Annotated in this window: 13 protein-coding genes; 2 read left to right on the top strand and 11 right to left on the bottom strand. The window is 69.9% G+C overall.

Features of this window, described 5'->3' with window-relative positions; all coding sequences use genetic code 11:
• Positions 1–120: 120 nt before the first annotated feature.
• Positions 121–726, top strand: a complete 606-nt coding sequence (locus tag ACIQF6_RS06585; RefSeq protein WP_400890869.1) for a TetR/AcrR family transcriptional regulator — start codon at positions 121–123, stop codon at positions 724–726.
• Between the two features lie 34 nt (positions 727–760).
• Here ACIQF6_RS06585 and ACIQF6_RS06580 read toward each other — a convergent pair whose 3' ends face one another.
• Entirely contained in the window at positions 761–1,696 is a 936-nt protein-coding gene (locus ACIQF6_RS06580) for a M23 family metallopeptidase (RefSeq protein ID WP_400890866.1), read from the bottom strand.
• A gap of 352 nt (positions 1,697–2,048) precedes the next feature.
• Here ACIQF6_RS06580 and ACIQF6_RS06575 point away from each other — a divergent pair, with 352 nt between their 5' ends.
• Positions 2,049–3,155 (top strand): threonine aldolase family protein, encoded by a 1,107-nt coding sequence (locus ACIQF6_RS06575; protein ID WP_400890863.1) that lies wholly within the window; start codon positions 2,049–2,051, stop codon positions 3,153–3,155.
• 82 nt (positions 3,156–3,237) lie between these two features.
• On the opposite strand, the gene ACIQF6_RS06570 is transcribed toward ACIQF6_RS06575, so the two are convergent.
• From ACIQF6_RS06570 to ACIQF6_RS06525, 10 genes are all read right to left on the bottom strand, one after another.
• On the bottom strand, positions 3,238–5,571 hold the full coding sequence (locus ACIQF6_RS06570) for an immune inhibitor A domain-containing protein (protein WP_400890860.1): 2,334 nt from the start codon (positions 5,569–5,571) through the stop codon (positions 3,238–3,240).
• Between the two features lie 375 nt (positions 5,572–5,946).
• Positions 5,947–8,466 (bottom strand): ATP-dependent Clp protease ATP-binding subunit, encoded by a 2,520-nt coding sequence (locus ACIQF6_RS06565; RefSeq protein ID WP_400890857.1) that lies wholly within the window; start codon positions 8,464–8,466, stop codon positions 5,947–5,949.
• 652 nt (positions 8,467–9,118) lie between these two features.
• Complete coding sequence (locus ACIQF6_RS06560) at positions 9,119–9,475, bottom strand: Lsr2 family protein (protein WP_400890854.1); 357 nt, start codon at positions 9,473–9,475, stop codon at positions 9,119–9,121.
• Positions 9,476–9,579: 104 nt separating this feature from the next.
• A complete protein-coding gene (locus tag ACIQF6_RS06555; RefSeq protein ID WP_400890851.1) occupies positions 9,580–10,107 on the bottom strand; it encodes an amino-acid N-acetyltransferase in 528 nt (175 codons plus the stop codon).
• Positions 10,108–10,117: 10 nt separating this feature from the next.
• Positions 10,118–10,510: a BlaI/MecI/CopY family transcriptional regulator gene (locus tag ACIQF6_RS06550; protein WP_400890848.1), complete on the bottom strand. Its 393-nt coding sequence runs from the start codon at positions 10,508–10,510 to the stop codon at positions 10,118–10,120.
• Positions 10,511–10,615: 105 nt separating this feature from the next.
• Entirely contained in the window at positions 10,616–10,768 is a 153-nt protein-coding gene (locus ACIQF6_RS06545) for a hypothetical protein (protein ID WP_400890845.1), read from the bottom strand.
• Between the two features lie 4 nt (positions 10,769–10,772).
• The gene (gene lysX / locus ACIQF6_RS06540; protein WP_400890842.1) at positions 10,773–12,353 is read right to left on the bottom strand and encodes a bifunctional lysylphosphatidylglycerol synthetase/lysine--tRNA ligase LysX; all 1,581 of its coding nucleotides are present in this window, start codon (positions 12,351–12,353) and stop codon (positions 10,773–10,775) included.
• 125 nt (positions 12,354–12,478) lie between these two features.
• On the bottom strand, positions 12,479–14,200 hold the full coding sequence (locus ACIQF6_RS06535; RefSeq protein WP_400890839.1) for a hypothetical protein: 1,722 nt from the start codon (positions 14,198–14,200) through the stop codon (positions 12,479–12,481).
• Between the two features lie 230 nt (positions 14,201–14,430).
• Positions 14,431–15,804: a hypothetical protein gene (locus tag ACIQF6_RS06530; protein WP_400890836.1), complete on the bottom strand. Its 1,374-nt coding sequence runs from the start codon at positions 15,802–15,804 to the stop codon at positions 14,431–14,433.
• Positions 15,805–16,056: 252 nt separating this feature from the next.
• Positions 16,057–16,755 carry a hypothetical protein gene (locus ACIQF6_RS06525; RefSeq protein ID WP_400890833.1) on the bottom strand — a complete coding sequence of 233 codons (699 nt, stop codon included), beginning with the start codon at positions 16,753–16,755 and terminating at the stop codon, positions 16,057–16,059.
• Positions 16,756–16,836: the final 81 nt, after the last annotated feature.

Here is a 16,836-nt window from a genome sequence, read left to right as displayed (position 1 = left end):
AGTTGTTGGCTAGCCGGTCGTCAAGCCAGTTTCGATGCAGCCCCTCTGGGCAGGGAGAATGCGAACAAGAACCGGACCTTGACACCCGTCCGCACCGCTTCACGAGGCAGGCCGCCAGCGATGACCACTCCCCAGAGCCCCCGCAGCGACACCCGAGCGCGGATCATCGACGTGGCACTGGAGTTGTTCGCCGAGCACGGCTACGAGAAGACCTCGCTGCGCGAGATCGCCGACCGCCTCGGCGTCACCAAGGCCGCCCTGTACTACCACTTCAAGACCAAGGACGACATCGTCCGCGGCATCGTCGAGAAGATGGCCGCCCCGCTGGACGACGCCATCGCGTTCGGCGAGGGCAAGGACTGGTCGCCCGAACTGCGCGACGAGCTGATCCGCCGGTTCGCCGCCGGCATGGGTGAGCGGGCGCCGCTGCTGCGCTTCTTCCACGAGAACCAGCCCGCGCTGCGGGAGTCCGCGGCCGGGCTGATGTTCAAGGAGCGGATGATCAAGATGATCACCCTGCTGCACGGGCCGGAGCCGAGCTTCCGCGACAAGCTGCGCGCCACCGTCGCGCTGACCGCCATGCACTCGGCGATGTTCCTGCTCAAGGCCGACGCGTGCGGGCCCGGTCAGCCGTCCGCCGACCCCACCAGCCTGGAGGAGGCGATGGAGGCGGCCCTGGAGGTCGCCCTGGAGGTCGCCGCACACATCGAGCCGCCCGCGCACTGACGCGCGGGCGGCTCGGAGTGGGGCAGGGGGCGGATCAGAAGTTGTTCGCGCCGTGGCCCTTCAGGTAGGCGATCGGGTCGGTCACCTTCGCGTACTGGTTGGCGGTGCGGATCTCGAAGTGCAGGTGCGGGCCGGTCGAGTTGCCGGTGTTGCCGGACTTGCCGATCCGGTCGCCCGCGTTCACGTGCTGCCCGGCCTTCACGTCCAGCTGCGACAGGTGCGCGTACTGGGCGAAGCGGCCGTCGGACAGCTTCAGCACGACCTGGTTGCCGTACGCGCCGGCCCAGCCGGACGAGACCACGGTCGAGTTGCCGACCGCCAGCAGCGGGGTGCCCACGGAGACCGCGAAGTCGGTGCCGGTGTGGTAGCCGGCCGCGTACGAGGCGTTGGTCTTGTGGTACGGGTTGCTGATCGGCGCGCCCGGGGCGGGGGAGGACCACTCGAGCTTGACCGGCACCTGCACCGGCTCCGGCTCGGGAGCGGGGGCCGGGGCGGGCTCCGACTGCTCGGCGGGAGCGGCCTGCTCGGCCGGCTGCTCGTCCTGCTGCGGCTGGTCCCGGTGCTCGTCCGGGGCCTGCTCGTCGGCCGGGTGCTCGTCCGCGGCGTGCTCGTCGGCGTGCTCGTCCGCCGGGTTCGCCAGCTGCTCCAGGTTGGCGGCGACCACGGCCATCGGGCCGGTGGTGTCGTCCTGGTGCTCGGGCGCGGACAGCTGGAGGTCGCCCGGCTGGACGTCCGCCGCGACGAACGGGGACTCGCCCAGGGCGGCCGGCTGGGCCTGCGCGGCGACGGCGTGCCCGCCGGGGATCAGCATGGCGCCGAAGGCGACCACGGCGGCGCCGGTGACCAGCGCCTTGGCGGAGGTCCGGTGGGTCGGGGCCTCGGCGGCGGAGCCGGAGCCGGTGACGGTGTAGACGTGGCGCGTGCTGATCGCCTGGAGAATCCGGCGGCCGGTGGCGGGGAAAGAACGCATCGGGAGTCGGTACCTCACGGACGGGGCCAGTGCGGGGCCGAGCCGGGGGGCTCGCCGAACTGGTGGAACGACTCCGGTGTAAACGAACCCGGGGGGCGGGCCCAAAGGTGTGACGTACGACGGCGGGTAGTGGGCGAAACTCACGAAATAGCGACCCGGAGCGTCGGACATACCGGCACATCGGTGCGCAAACCTCCTACTGTCGGTCGTATGTCGCCGGGGGCCTGTGACCATCGCCACCGGGAAGCGGCCGGTTTGAGTCCGAACCGGCCCGGGTAAAAACGGCCCTCGCACCGGCCGCACCGGCCGATCCGCCTCGGTCGCCGCAGCTGCCGTCGGAGATGATCGGCTGATGAACGACATCCCGGTGCAGGACCGCCGCTTCACCGCCCGCCGCCGGGCCGACCGCCTGCTGTCCGGCGGCCGCCCGCAGACCGTCCGCGAAGCGCTCGCCGATCTCGCCGCCCTGGCCGACGGCCCCTATCCGCTGGACGAGCCCACCGACCGCTACGGCGACGGCATCGTGCGCACCCTGGAGCGCCGCACCGCCGACCTGCTCGGCAAGCCCGACGCCGCCTGGTTCCCCACCGGCACGATGGCCCAGCAGGCCGCCCTGAGGACTTGGGCCGACACCCACGGCCCGGTGGTCGCGATGCACCCGCTCGCCCACCCCGAGGTCCACGAACGCCGGGCCCACCAGGTGCTCAGCGGTCTGCGGTCGGTCCCGCTGGCCACCGGCCCGCAGCAGCCCACCGCCGCCCAGCTGGCCGCCCTGGACGAACCGTTCGACGTGCTGATGCTGGAGCTCCCGCTGCGCGACGCCGGTTTCCTGCTGCCCGACTGGGAGGAGCTGTCCGCGCTGTACGACTTCGCCGCCGACCGCGGCCTGCCGGTCCACCTGGACGGCGCCCGGCTCTGGGAGTCCGCCCCGCACCTGGGCCGCAGCCTGCCGGAGATCTGCGCCCGCGCCGGGTCGGTGTACGTCTCCTGCTACAAGTCGCTGGGCGGGCACAGCGGCGCGCTGGTCGCCGGCGAGGAGGAGTACGTCCGCCGGATCAAGGTCTGGCGGCACCGCTACGGCGGCCGGCTGTGGCAGCAGTGGCCCGCGGTGCTGTCCGCGCTGGCCGGCCTGGACCGCGAACTGCCCCGGCTGCCCGACTACGTGGCGCACGCCAAGGTGATCGCCGCCGCGCTCGCCGGGGTTCCCGGCGCCCGGATCAACCCCGAGCCGCCGCACACCCACCAGTTCCAGCTCTGGCTGCCGCACCCGGCCGAGCGGCTGAACGAGGCCGGTCTGCGGCAGGCGGAGGAGCAGGGCGTGTCGCTGTTCGGCGGCTGGACGGAGCCCGGCCCGCTGCCCGGCGCGGCGATGACCGAGGTGACGGTGGCCGCCGACGCCCTGGAGTGGAGCGCGGCGGACGTCGCCGAGGCGACGGCGTCCTTCCTCGCCCTGCTCTGAGCGTCCGGCGCGGACGGCGCAGGGCCCCGGCGGGTCGAAAACCGCCGGGGCCCTGCCGTGTTCAACCGTGCTCAGGCAAGCGTCACTTGACGTGCTTGACCTGGACCATGGCCTCCAGCTGGTTGGCCGACTGCCACAGCACCTCGATCTGGGTGCCGGTGTTCGGCACCTTCACGCTGCTGTACGGGTTGGAGTCGTACCAGTAGGTGTTCTTGCGGTCGTTGAAGACCGTCACACCCTTCTCGCTGGGGATCTTGGTGAGCGCGTCGGCCTTGTGCAGCTGCAGGCCGGTGGTGGGCGCGAAGCGGAAGGTGGAGTCGTACGCCTGGAAGCGCGGGCGCATCAGGGTGCCGTCGTTCCACTTCAGCGGGGCCGGGTGGGCGTCGATCGGGAGGATCAGGCCCTGGCCGGGGTGGTTGGCCACGTTGTTGTCCGACTGCGAGGAGTCCCACAGCCAGATCAGGATGCCGTTCTGGTTGGCGTAGTGCTCGACCCAGTCCTTGCGGGCGGTTGAACCGAAGTTGTACGGGCCGGTCTTCAGCGTGGAGTCGAAGGACACGTACTGGCGGTTCTCGACCAGGTAGTGCTGGTCGTAGTCCTTGTTGAACTTGCCGGCGATCCGGGAGAAGCCCGACGCGGTCCAGCCGTTGTCACCGTTCTCGGCGCCGTCGCTGAACACGACCGCGCCGTTGGCGGTCACCGAGATCTCGTCCAGGGCCAGGCCCTTCAGGTGGACGCCCGGGTCGGTGGTGTTGTGGAAGCGGATCTTGATCGCCTTGCCGGCGTACGCGTCCAGCGGGAACGACAGGTCGCCCCAGCCGCCCGAGTTGCCGGTGATGGAGTTCTCCGGCAGCGCCTTGCCGTTGAAGGTGCCGGCCAGCGAGGACCAGTTCTTGCCGCCGTCGGTGGAGACCTCGGCGTACGCGAAGTCGTAGTCCTGCTCCAGGTCGAACCAGCCCTTCGCGGCGAGCGTGGCCGAAGTCTTCCCGGTGAGGTCGAGGTCGCGGGTCAGCGTGACGTTCAGGTTGTCGTCGCTGCCGCTCCACCACTCGCTGTTGCCCGCGTACGGGGTGTTGATCTCGGTGGTGACGGTCTTCTTCGGCAGGTCGACGATCAGGCCCTGCTTGCGCTTGCTGTTGTACTCGACCGGGCCGAGCAGGGTGTTGGTGGTCCGGCCCGCCTTGGCGGTGTCGTAGTCCAGCCAGCCCAGCTTCAGCTTCGACCAGATGTCCAGGTCGTTCGGCATGTCGCCGATCTCGTCCCGGCCCTCGCCCAGCCAGGAGCCCGAGGACATCAGGGACCAGAAGCCGACCGAGTTGTCGATGCCGGTGCCGGAGGTGTCGTACAGGTCCGGCAGACCCAGGTCGTGGCCGTACTCGTGGGCGAACACGCCCAGGCCGCCGTTCTCCGGCTGCATGGTGTAGTCGCCGACCCACAGGCCGGTGTCGCCGATCGGGGTGCCGCCGAGCTTGTTGTACTCCGGGCCGGTCTTGCCGGCCTGGTTGGCGTACACGTACGAACGGTGCGCCCACAGGGCGTCGGTGCCCTGGACGCCGCCGCCGGCCGACTGGTCCTCGCCCGCGTGGACGATCTGGAAGTGGTCGATGTAGCCGTCGGGCTCGTTGAAGTTGCCGTTGCCGTTGTAGTCGTACCGGTCCCACTGGTCGTACTGGGACAGCGTGGCCTTGATCTGGGCGTCGGTCTGGCCCTTGGCGTGCTGGTCGGCGACCCAGGCGTTGATGCCGTCGCGGATCAGGTCCTGCGCGTTGGCGCAGACGTGCTGGCCGCAGTAGTCCGAGCCGTAACGGGCCTCGTTCCACGGGACGCGCACCCAGTCGGTGACGACGCCGTCGACCGAGTAGCGGCCCGAGGACTGCTTCTCGTAGTACGTCTTCAGCGACGGCTTGTTCGGCGAGAAGTACAGGTCCTGGTAGTGCGCCTGGTTGTAGTCCGCCTGCCAGGCCGTGGAGTTGTTCGTCTTGCGGTCCGGGGCGGCGATCAGGTTGTGCGCGGGGCCAGGGGTGCCGCCGTACTTCACCTTGCCGTCGGCGGTCGTGGTGGTGTTGTCCACCTGGTCGCCGAAGTCCACCAGGATGGTGAAGATCTTGTCGGTGCGCTCGCGGGACAGCTCGACGTACTTGTCGCGGCCCAGCTTCACCACGCTGCTGTTGCCGCGCTTCTCGACCGTGGCGGTGCCGTTGATCAGCTGCTCTATCGCAGCCGACTTCTCGCCCTCGACCTTGTCGATCAGCGGGCTCTGCAGCTCGCGCGGAACGCTGTCGTTCTGAATGGCGTCGGCCGGGTCCGCGACGGCCGGGGTCGCCGGTGCGGCGGTGGCCGTGCCGGGCAGCATGCCGACGCCGAGCGCGGCGGTGACCGCGACGGCGGCGGAAGCCGCGGCGACCTTCTTGGTCATCTTCAAAGTGGGACGTCCTCCCCTTACCGGTGCGGCTGATGGCCGGACCGGTGAACCAAAGCAAGACAGGTGGCAGACATTTGACCCAAGGTCCGGTAAAAAAGAAAGACCTTGACCGTGGCATGCCCACGCCGCTATGCTCCGGCAACTCTAATGATCTGACGATCCGTCAATCTACCTACAGCGCCTGCCGCGACCGGGTCGGTCGCACTCGCACTGCACCCGAGCCCACCCGTTCGGCCGCGCCGGGAACCGCATTCACAGCGCACGGAAACCTAAACAGTTTTTCAACTGAAAACCCGGACGCCAAAAGGCCGCTGCCCCCGACCTGGTCAGGTCGGGGGCAGCGGCCTTTTGAACGCGTTTGCGACGCTATTACTTCGTCAGATCCGGACCGGTCGCCGAGACCGCCGCCGGAGTGTCCGCCACCGGGGACTTCTCCTCGCCGCGGAAGGTGAACTTGGCAGCCTTGCCCTCACCCTCCACACCGACCACCACGATGTGGCCGGCCCGCAGCTCACCGAACAGGATCTTCTCGGACAGGTGGTCCTCGATCTCCCGCTGGATCGTGCGGCGCAGCGGACGGGCGCCCAGGATCGGGTCGTAGCCGCGCTTCGCCAGCAGGCTCTTGGCCTCCGCGCTGAGCTCGATGCCCATGTCGCGGTCCTTCATCCGCTGGTCCACCTTCGCGATCATCAGGTCGACGATCTCGATGATGTTCGCCTCGGACAGCTGGTGGAACACCACGATGTCGTCGACACGGTTCAGGAACTCGGGGCGGAAGTGCTGCTTGAGCTCCTCGCCGACCTTCGCCTTCATCCGCTCGTAGCCGGTCTGGACGTCACCCGTGGCCGCGAAGCCCAGGTTGAAGCCCTTGGAGATGTCCCGGGTGCCGAGGTTGGTGGTCATGATGATGACCGTGTTCTTGAAGTCGACGACCCGGCCCTGGGAGTCGGTCAGGCGACCGTCCTCCAGGATCTGCAGCAGCGAGTTGAAGATGTCCGGGTGGGCCTTCTCGACCTCGTCGAAGAGGACGACGGAGAACGGCTTGCGGCGCACCTTCTCGGTGAGCTGGCCGCCCTCTTCGTAGCCCACGTATCCGGGCGGGGAGCCGAACAGCCGCGACACGGTGTGCTTCTCCGAGAACTCGGACATGTCGAGCGCGATCAGCGCGTCCTCGTCCCCGAACAGGAACTCCGCCAGGGTCTTGGACAGCTCGGTCTTACCGACACCCGAGGGGCCGGCGAAGATGAACGAGCCACCGGGGCGCTTCGGGTCCTTCAGGCCGGCGCGGGTGCGGCGGATCGCCTGGGAGAGCGCCTTGATGGCGTCCTCCTGGCCGATGACCCGCTTGTGCAGCTCGTCCTCCATGCGCAGCAGGCGCGAGGACTCCTCCTCGGTCAGCTTGAAGACCGGGATGCCGGTGGCGGTGGCCAGGACCTCGGCGATGAGCTCCTCGTCCACCTCGGCCACGACGTCCATGTCGCCGGCCTTCCACTCCTTCTCCCGCTTGGCCTTCGCCTGGAGCAGCTGCTTCTCGTTGTCGCGCAGCGACGCGGCCTTCTCGAAGTCCTGCGCGTCGATCGCGGACTCCTTCTCCCGGCGGACCTCGGCGATCTTCTCGTCGAACTCGCGCAGGTCCGGCGGCGCGGTCATCCGGCGGATGCGCATCCGGGAACCGGCCTCGTCGATCAGGTCGATCGCCTTGTCCGGCAGGAAGCGGTCCGAGATGTACCGGTCGGCCAGGGTGGCGGCGGCGACCAGGGCGGCGTCGGTGATCGAGACGCGGTGGTGCGCCTCGTACCGGTCGCGCAGGCCCTTGAGGATCTCGATGGTGTGCGGGAGCGACGGCTCGGCGACCTGGATGGGCTGGAAGCGGCGCTCCAGCGCGGCGTCCTTCTCCAGGTGCTTGCGGTACTCGTCCAGCGTGGTGGCGCCGATGGTCTGCAGCTCACCGCGGGCCAGCATCGGCTTCAGGATGGAGGCGGCGTCGATCGCGCCCTCGGCGGCGCCCGCACCGACCAGGGTGTGCAGCTCGTCGATGAACAGGATGATGTCGCCGCGGGTGCGGATCTCCTTGAGCACCTTCTTCAGGCGCTCCTCGAAGTCACCGCGGTAGCGCGAGCCGGCCACCAGGGCGCCGAGGTCCAGCGTGTAGAGCTGCTTGTCCTTCAGCGTCTCCGGGACCTCGCCCTTGACGATCGCCTGGGCCAGGCCCTCGACGACCGCGGTCTTGCCGACGCCGGGCTCGCCGATCAGCACCGGGTTGTTCTTGGTGCGGCGGGACAGCACCTGCATGACCCGCTCGATCTCCTTCTCGCGCCCGATCACCGGGTCGAGCTTGGCCTCGCGGGCGGCCTGCGTCAGGTTGCGGCCGAACTGGTCGAGCACCAGGGAGGTGGACGGGGTGCCCTCGGCCGGGCCGCCGGCCGTGGCCGACTCCTTGCCGCCGCTGGTCTGGTAGCCGGACAGCAGCTGGATCACCTGCTGGCGCACCCGGTTCAGGTCGGCGCCGAGCTTCACCAGGACCTGGGCGGCGACGCCCTCGCCCTCGCGGATCAGGCCGAGCAGGATGTGCTCGGTGCCGATGTAGTTGTGGCCGAGCTGAAGGGCCTCGCGGAGCGACAGCTCCAGGACCTTCTTCGCCCGGGGGGTGAAGGGGATGTGGCCGGACGGGGCCTGCTGGCCCTGGCCGATGATCTCCTCGACCTGCTGGCGGACCGCCTCGAGCGAGATGCCGAGGCTCTCCAGCGCCTTGGCGGCGACACCCTCGCCCTCGTGGATCAGGCCCAGGAGGATGTGCTCGGTGCCGATGTAGTTGTGGTTGAGCATCCGGGCTTCTTCCTGTGCCAGGACGACAACCCGCCGCGCGCGGTCGGTGAACCTCTCGAACATCGTTAATCGCTCCTCAGAGCGGTCGGTCAGTTCGGGGGCCGTCCCCGCCCTGTCCTTCCGCATGCTAGTCCCGCTCAGCGGCGCGGCTACGGAACTCCCACCGGAGCGGGAGAAACATGCTGCGCGACCAGCCGACACCTTTCCCAACCTGATGCTGGGAGACGGTGTTCCCAGCGGCGGGCCCGATGCACCGGTTACCGCTACGCCAACGGCGAACACAGTCCGGTGGAACCGGTGGAACCGGCCCCGCGCAGTGCTGCGGCCGGGCTCGTACGACCCCGTCCACCTGCATTCATACCCGGTTGTGCGGCGGGTTTCGCGCGGTTTCCGGCGGGCGCTTGTTCGCCTGGCGAGAAGTCGGCCGACCGGTCACCCGCGGTGACGGTCCATCAGGTCGGCTGCGCATGACGTACCGCCATGCCGGTGGCGGTCGTGAGCGCGTCGCTCGTTCCAGCGTTGCACAGGTCGGGGCCGGTCCGCCGCCGGCCGCCGCCCGCACCCCGGGGGTGCCGCGGGCGACCGCGGCCGGCGCGGGGCGGAGCGGGTGACCTGTCTGCTGCTGTTGTCTGTCGTGCCTGCCGGACGCCCTGACGGGCGTCCGCGCGCGGGAACGGCCGGTCTGCCGACCCGCCCGCCTCGGAGCCGCCAGGGCTCAGGAGGCGTGTGCCTTCTCGTACGCCTCGCGCACGTTGCTCGGGACGCGGCCGCGGTCGTTGACCGGGTGGCCGTTCTCCTTCGCCCAGACGCGGATCTTGGCGGTGTCGGCCTGTCCGGCGGAAGCGGAGCGACCGGCGCCCCGGGTGCCGCCGCCGCGCCGCGGGGCGGTCAGTCGGCCGCTCTGCTTGCGGCCCTTCTCGACGTACGGGGCGAGCAGGCCGCGAAGCTTCTCCGCGTTGTCGCTCTTCAGGTCGATCTCGTAGGCCACGCCGTCGAGGGCGAACGTCACCGTCTCGTCCGCGGAGCCACCGTCGAGATCGTCTTCCAGAATGACCTGAACCCTCTGTGCCACGGGCTTCCCTTTCCGCGATAACGGTCCATTGCCTAGTGAAAGGAAAGCGCCTTTTCCCGGAAAACACAAACCCCTGTGCCGCTCGTCGTGGCCGCAGCAGCGGATCAGAGGTGCAGCAGCATGCGCGAGTTGCCCAACGTGTTCGGCTTCACCCGCTCCAGGTCGAGGAACTCGGCGACGCCTTCGTCGTACGAGCGCAGAAGTTCTTCATAGACTTCTGTGGCCACGACTGCCGGGTCTGCCGTACGATCGTCGTTTTCGCCGATCTCGACGAAGCCGTGTTTCGAGAAGAACGGCACCTCGAACGTCAGGCAGAAAATCCGACGGACGCCGAGCCAGCGTGCCGTCTCCAGCAGCTTGTCCAGCAGCTGGTGGCCGATGCCGAGGCCTTTGCAGACCGGATCGACCGCGAGGGTGCGGACCTCCGCGAGGTCCTCCCACATCACGTGCAGCGCGCCGCAGGCCACCACGCGGCTGTCCTCGTCGCGTTCGGCGACCCAGAACTCCTGGACGGATTCGAACAGTGTGACGGTCGGCTTGTCGAGCAGAATGCCGTCGCGGGAGTACGTGTCGATGAGCCGGCGAACGGCGCGCACGTCAGTGGTCCGCGCACGGCGGATGGTGACCTCCATGCCGTGGACGTTATCGTGCCTCGGGCGTGCGGGTCTCGTCGGTATCGACGCCGGACACGCGCAGCGCGTCGCGCAGCCACTCCCGCTGTTCCGGCGACATCATCCCGAAGAAGTGCACCAGCGCCGCGGCCGGATTGTCACTCGTCGCCCAGGCGTCGTTCATCAGCGCAGCGGTGTATGCCTCGCGCGAGGAGACCGGCTCATATCGGTATGCGCGCCCGGCGCGCTCCCGGCGCACCCAGCCCTTTCGATAGAGCTTGTCGAGCACCGTCATCACAGTCGTGTACGCGATTTCACGTTCCGAACGCAGATCCTGCAGAACCTCTCGAACAGTGACCGGGCGGTTCCACTGCCACACCCGAGTCATGATGTCGTTCTCGAGTTCTCCGAGTTGCCGCACCATAGTGCGGCCCAGGATAGGACCGAATCGGACAAAGGGCGGCAAACGGCAAACAGACCGGCGCGCCGCTCCCCGAAAGGGGGAACGGCGCGCCGGTCTGCGGTCGGACTATTCGGCTGCGGAACGCGTTGCCATCGCCTCGGCGACGGCGTCCTCCTTGGCCTTCTGGGCGCCGCCCTGGCTGCGGATGATGGCCCGCACCAGGAAGCCGAAACCGATCGCCATCACCAGTGGCGGCACGATCGCGCTGACGTACTCCATGGATCTACTCCTCGGTGTCCTCGTCGGATTCGGCGTCGGTCGCCTTGTCGTTCTTCCCGGCCTTCTCCGCCTTCTCCGGCTTCACCAGCGGGAACAGCACCGTCTCGCGGATGTTCTTGCCGGTCAGCAGCATGATCAGGCGGTCCACGCCCAGGCCGAGGCCGCCGGTGGGCGGCATCGCGTACTCCAGGGCGCGCAGAAAGTCCTCGTCCAGCTGCATCGCCTCGACGTCGCCGCCGGCCGCCAGTAGCGACTGGGCGGTCAGACGGGCGCGCTGCTCGACCGGGTCGATCAGCTCGGAGTAGGCGGTGCCGATCTCGGTGCCGAAGATCACCAGGTCCCACTTCTCCGCGACGCCCTCGATCGAGCGGTGCTGGCGGGTCAGCGGGGAGACCTCGGTCGGGTAGTCCTTGATGAAGGTCGGCTTGATGGCGTGGTGCTCCAGCAGGCGCTCGACCATCTCCAGGACGATCTGGCCGTGGCCCCACTCCTTCTCGTACGGGATGCCGGCCTCGTCGGCGAGCTTGCGCAGCTCGTCGACCGAGGTGGCCGGGGTGACCTCGGTGCCCAGGTGGGCGGAGATGCCCGGGTAGACCGAGACCTCCTGCCAGGGCTCGGCGAGGTCGATCTCGTGCTCGGCGCCGTCCGGGCCGAGGCCCTTGACCACGGTGGTGCCCAGCGCGTCCTGCGCGGCGTTCACGATGATCGCCCGGATCAGCTCGGCCTGGGTGTCGTAGTCGCCGTACGCCTCGTACGACTCCAGGGCGGTGAACTCCGGGTTGTGGGTGGCGTCCGCGCCCTCGTTGCGGAAGTTCCGGTTGATCTCGAAGACCTTCTCGGCGCCGCCGACCACCAGGCGCTTCAGGTACAGCTCGGTCGCGATCCGCAGGTACAGGTCGATGTCGTACGCGTTGATGTGCGTGCGGAACGGGCGGGCGTTGGCGCCGCCGTGGATCGGCTGCAGCATCGGGGTCTCGACCTCGAGGTAGCCGCGGTCCTCGTAGGTGCGGCGGATCGAGCGGATCACCCGGGTGCGCAGGTGCAGCATCTCGCGCGCCTCGGGGTTGACGATCAGGTCGACGTAGCGCTGGCGGACCCGGGCCTCCGGGTCGGTCAGGCCCTTGTGCTTGTCCGGCAGCGGGCGCAGGCACTTGGCGGTGAGCTCCCAGCGGTCCACCATCACGCTCAGCTCGCCGCGGCGGGAGGTGATCACCTCGCCCTCGACGCCGACCTGGTCGCCGAGGTCGATGTCGGTCTTCCAGGCGGCCAGCCGCTCGTCGCCCAGCTTGTCCAGGGACAGCATCACCTGGAGGTCGCCGGAGCCGTCGCGCAGGGTGGCGAAGCAGAGCTTGCCGCCGGTACGGGCCAGGACGACCCGGCCGGTGATGCCGACCCGCTCGCCGGTCGCGGTGTCCGGAGCCAGGTCCGGGTGCTTGTCCCGCAGCTCGGCGATGGTCGAGGTACGGGGGAAACCGACCGGGTACGGGTCGATGCCGGCGGCCCGCAGCCGGTCCAGCTTCTCGCGCCGGACGCGCATCTGCTCGGGAAGGTCGTCGGTCGCGGGGAGAGTGCTCTGATCGCTCACCCCACCAGGGTAGCCAGGCTCACGGGCAGTTCCGCCACGGGATATCGCGCCGCGCACCCGCCGTCCCCGTCCACGGCGACGCCCCGGGCCGCCGCATCGGCGGCCCGGGGCGTCCTGACCTCGGATCAGCTGTGCGCGCCGCGCCGACGGCGGGCCACCACGGCGATCGTGCCGCCGCCCAGCACGATGGCGCCCACGCCCAGGCCGAGCACCGTGCCGGTGCCCTCGCTGCCGGTGAACGCCAGGCCGCCGCCGACGGCCTTGGAGCCGGACGGCGAGGCGCTCGGCGCGGACGAGCCCGCCCCGGTCGAGCCCGCCCCGGCGGAGGCCGACGCGGTCGAGTCGGTGCCGGCCGTCGAGCCGGGCTGCCCGCCGCCCGGGGTGCCGGGGCCGGCGGTCGCGGCGGCGGAGCCGAGCGTCACCAGGGCCACGTTGTCGGCGTTCTCGGAGTCGTACGGCAGCGCCTCGACGGTGTTCTGGTAGCCGCCCTGCTCGGTGGTCAGCGCGATGGCGACCACCGGACGGGCTGCCGGGTCGGCGACCGCGAGCGGCAGGTCGAAGGACTGGTCCGCGCCGTTCAGCAGCCGGTTCGGCAGGGTGCAGACGATCACGTTCTGGTGGTCCTGGTTGGTGCCGCACCCGTCCGGCAGCCCGCCGGAGACGGTGACACCGGACGGCAGGGTCACCAGGACGGCGCCGACCGGGTTGCCGCTGCGCAGGTACAGGACCGAGGCCGGCCCGGCGTTGTGCGCCGTGACGGTCAGGGTGCCCTTCTTGCCGCCGTCGGTCGGGGCCCAGGCGCCGCGGGCGGCGAAGTCCGCGTGGGAGTCGACGCGGTACTGGACGATCTGCGAGTCCCGGGCCTGGTCGACGTTCGGCGGTCCGGCCTTGGCGGCGGGGTCCTCCGGCAGGCCGGCGGTCAGCCGCGGGCCGCTGTTGGAGGCGGGCGTGAACGTGTACCCGGCGCGCACGTACTTGAGGTCGTCGTTGACCCCGGAGGTGACGACGAAGTCGATGTCCGGGTACAGCGCGTCGGACTCGACCACGGCCTCGATCGGGTCGATCGTGACGGTCTGGCCGGGCTTGACCGAGGTGTTGATGGTGCAGATGGCCGCCTGGGTGTTCTTGTACACGTCGGAGGCGTGGTCGCCGGAGTAGGTGCCGTACGAGCAGTTGGCGTAGTGCTGCTTGAAGCTCAGACCCGGCGAGAGCTGGGCCGCGACCACCAGCTGGCCGCTCTCCAGGGTGCCGTTGTTGGTCACCTTGAGGGACTGCTCGATGGCCGTGCCGGGCTTGTGCGGGTCGGTCGGCCGGGTGTTCAGGTCCGGGTCGAGCTCCAGCTTCGGACCGCCCGCGTACACCGAGACGTCGGAGGCGGCGCCGGCGGGGGCGCCCGCCCAGCTCTGGCTGATCCGCAGATGTCCGGCCTGGCCCTGCGGCGCGCCCTTGAGGGCGGTCAGCATCGGGTTGAAGTCGCTGCCGAAAGTGGCGGAGTTCGGCCACGAGCGCACGGAGAAGGTGCAGGTGGCGACCTCGCCGGCGGTGGTGCACTTGGTGCCCCAGCCGGGGTTGGGCGCGAAACTCGCGATCCCGGCCAGGCCGGTCGCGTCGTACGTCACGACGAGATCCCGCGAGGTGTTCGCGGCGATCGGGCCGGACGAGGAGACCTTCAGCTCGACAGCGGTGGCGTTGCCGTTCGCGGGCGCCGCCGGGAGCGTGAAGGCGGACGGGACGTCGAGTCGGAGCTCGTCCGCAGCATGCGCGGGGACGGAGGCAAGGGCCAGGACGGCGGCGGCAGCCAGCGGTGCGCCGATGACGGCCGACCGGGCGGTGCGCGAGTTCCCCATGGTGATCCTTTGATCTTTCGGATGCGATCGGTCGAGACCTTAGGGCGCAGATCCGACGTCAAGAGGTGCGTTATTCCGGACAGTTCGGAGCGATACCGCCGCTATCGCCCTCGCTCGTTACCGAATCTTGATCGCCGATCCTTTGCCGAGGCATCACCATGTCGACACATCAATGCGGCCGCCGGGATTCGCTGATGGAATCCCGGCGGCCGCAGTCGTGCCGAGGTGGGTCAGATCGCGCCGAGCGGCACGGTGATCGTGTTGTTGGCCGGGTTCGGGTCCCACGGCATGCCGCTGTCCTGGCCGTCCTCGCCGATGGACGGGAGGGTGATCTGCGCGGAGAGGCCCGCGCTCTGGTCGAGGTCCAGGGTGAGGTTGAACCGGTACTGGTCCCCGCTCTTGATGTACGGGAAGGTGACGCAGTCCCAGACCGTCACCACCTGGTTGCTGTCCTCCACGTCGCGCGAGCAGGCCGGCGAGCCGCCGACGACCCTGACGGCCTTCGGGACCGTCACCCGGACGCGCGCCGGGTACGAGCCGGAGCGCCAGAAGATCGAGCCGGGACCGTTGTTGGCGAAGTCGACGGTGAGTTCGCCGCGGGTGCCGGAGCTCGGGGTCCAACTGCCCTTCACCGCGAAGTCCGCGGTGTTCGGGACGACCGCGTTCAGCGTGGTCGCGTTGCCGCGGTTGAAGTCGGCCACGTCGTTCGGCGCGCCCTGGGTGATCGGCTTGCCCACGGTGAGCGCGGGGCCGGCGGCCGGACCCTGGGCCCAGGTGAAGCCGGCGAGCCAGCCGTCCTTGGACGGAGCGGTGGCGGAGACGCTGACGTCCTCGTACGCGTGGTACGCCGTGGGGTCGACCTTGAAGCCGATCGGGTCCAGGTGGACCGTCTCGCCGGCCGCAACCTCGGAGTGGACGGTGCAGATCACCGCGTCGCCGTCGGCACCGGTGCCGTACTCGCAGTTGGAGAACTGCGGGAGGAAGGTCAGGTCCATCCCGCCGATGAAGGTGAAGTACAGCTGGGAGGCCGGGAGCTGGCCCTTGTTGACGACGGTGAGGTCCGGCGTCCAGGTGTCGCCCACGTGGAGGCTGCTGTTGGTGTCGATGCTCGGCATGGTCAGGTTGCTGCCGCCGAGGGTCACCTTGGTGTCGGCGCCGGCGGTCTGGCCGTCGAACACCGCAGTGGTGTGCAGCACGGCCGAGTTGCCGGCCTGGCCGCCGCCCTCGGGGGCGTACAGGTCGAACCCGATGTTCGACTGGCCGTTGTACATGGTCTGCTGGTCGCAGGTCAGCACCTGGCCGACGATCGTGCAACCGCCCAGCGGGAAGACCGAGGCGACGCCCTGCAACGGGGTCAGGTCGATCGTGACGCGGCCCGTGGCCGGCTCCGGGTGGTTGCTGAACGTCAGGTTCACCGGCACGTAGGTGTAGTTGGCACCGTGCTGGTTCGGGCTGGTGGAGGACGGGTCGACGGCGACGGCGGCCGGGGCCTCGACGGTCAGCGTGGCGTCGGCGGCGTGGGCCGGAATCGCTGCCGCACCGCCCAGGGCGAGTGCGGCAAGGGTCGTGGCCAGCCCGAGCGAACCGGGGCGTGAGATGCGCATGTTCCCCCCATGGGACTCGTGTGCATTCTGTGGAGTCTTGACGATAGGCGGTCAATGTGGCGGTCGGCCCGAGCGGAAGCGGACAGTTCGGGACAGGGCTGTTCGTATCGGTCCGACATCGTTACCCAAGCGTTGGTAAACCCACCTCCGTTGAGGAGCAAGGGAAGTGACGGACAGTCGACCGGGATGCGGATGCCGGCGGACGGCGAAAAGCCCCCTCCGGGGAGGGGGCTTCGCGGCGGCGGGCGGCCGTCAGCCGTCCGTGCCGGTGGCGAGTTCGGGGTGGTCGGTGTCGGCGGGGGGCTCGGGGGTGGGGCGGGGGCGGCGGCCGAAGAGTTCGGCGGGGGTGGGCATCCGGCGCTGGCGGGGGCGGTCGGCGGCGGCGGGGGACTGCGGGTGCTGGTCGCTCATCGGGAACCGTCCTCCAACTGGGATGGCGGGGTGGGGTTCTGGCGCGGGGTTCGGTACGGCGGCGAGGTGGCGCTGCCCGGAGCCGAGGGAGAGCCGCTCGCGGACCTCCGCCTCGGCGAGGGCGTGGCAGCGTCCGGCGAGGCGGGAGCGGCGGGCGTGCTCGTGCTGTCCGCAGGGCTGGCGGGACAGGGCGCGCAGGGCGGAGAGGTCCTCGGCGGTGGGCAGGTAGCCGTCGGTGACGGCCTCCTCCAGCCGTTCCAGGTAGCCGACCGCGCTGCCGGGCAGCGCGGAGCGGTAGCGACCCAGGTCGGCCAGCAGGAAGGAGCGCAGCCGCCCGCCCTCCTGAACCGCCTCGTCGATGGCCTCGGTGAGCCGAAGCGCGTCCTGGACGTCCTCGGCCCACAACTCGCCGGCGGCGGTGGGCAGCGGGAGCCGGTCGGGCGCGGCGGGATAGAGGGCTTGGGCGAGGGCACGGCGCAGCACCCGGACTTCGTCGGCGCTGAAGGCCATGCCGCCGCGCGATCCGTGTGGCGTTGGCATGGATCGACAGTACGTGGCGTACGTCCGACTTATGGCGATTGAGGACGTGTTTGTCCCGATTGGCCTATGAGATGGTGCATC

The organism is Kitasatospora sp. NPDC092948 (assembly GCF_044754805.1).
Lineage (GTDB): Bacteria > Actinomycetota > Actinomycetes > Streptomycetales > Streptomycetaceae > Kitasatospora.
This window is presented reverse-complemented; position numbering and strand designations above follow the sequence as displayed.

Bases quoted from the DNA above. Each gene is read 5' to 3' on its own strand.
- ACIQF6_RS06585 (WP_400890869.1), top strand. From the start codon at position 121: ATGACCACTCCCCAGAGCCCCCGCAGCGACACCCGAGCGCGGATCATC.
- ACIQF6_RS06580 (WP_400890866.1), bottom strand. From the start codon at position 1,696: ATGCGTTCTTTCCCCGCCACCGGCCGCCGGATTCTCCAGGCGATCAGC.
- ACIQF6_RS06575 (WP_400890863.1), top strand. From the start codon at position 2,049: ATGAACGACATCCCGGTGCAGGACCGCCGCTTCACCGCCCGCCGCCGG.
- ACIQF6_RS06570 (WP_400890860.1), bottom strand. From the start codon at position 5,571: ATGACCAAGAAGGTCGCCGCGGCTTCCGCCGCCGTCGCGGTCACCGCC.
- ACIQF6_RS06565 (WP_400890857.1), bottom strand. From the start codon at position 8,466: ATGTTCGAGAGGTTCACCGACCGCGCGCGGCGGGTTGTCGTCCTGGCA.
- ACIQF6_RS06555 (WP_400890851.1), bottom strand. From the start codon at position 10,107: ATGGAGGTCACCATCCGCCGTGCGCGGACCACTGACGTGCGCGCCGTT.
- ACIQF6_RS06550 (WP_400890848.1), bottom strand. From the start codon at position 10,510: ATGGTGCGGCAACTCGGAGAACTCGAGAACGACATCATGACTCGGGTG.
- ACIQF6_RS06545 (WP_400890845.1), bottom strand. From the start codon at position 10,768: ATGGAGTACGTCAGCGCGATCGTGCCGCCACTGGTGATGGCGATCGGT.
- ACIQF6_RS06535 (WP_400890839.1), bottom strand. From the start codon at position 14,200: ATGGGGAACTCGCGCACCGCCCGGTCGGCCGTCATCGGCGCACCGCTG.
- ACIQF6_RS06530 (WP_400890836.1), bottom strand. From the start codon at position 15,804: ATGCGCATCTCACGCCCCGGTTCGCTCGGGCTGGCCACGACCCTTGCC.
- ACIQF6_RS06525 (WP_400890833.1), bottom strand. From the start codon at position 16,755: ATGCCAACGCCACACGGATCGCGCGGCGGCATGGCCTTCAGCGCCGAC.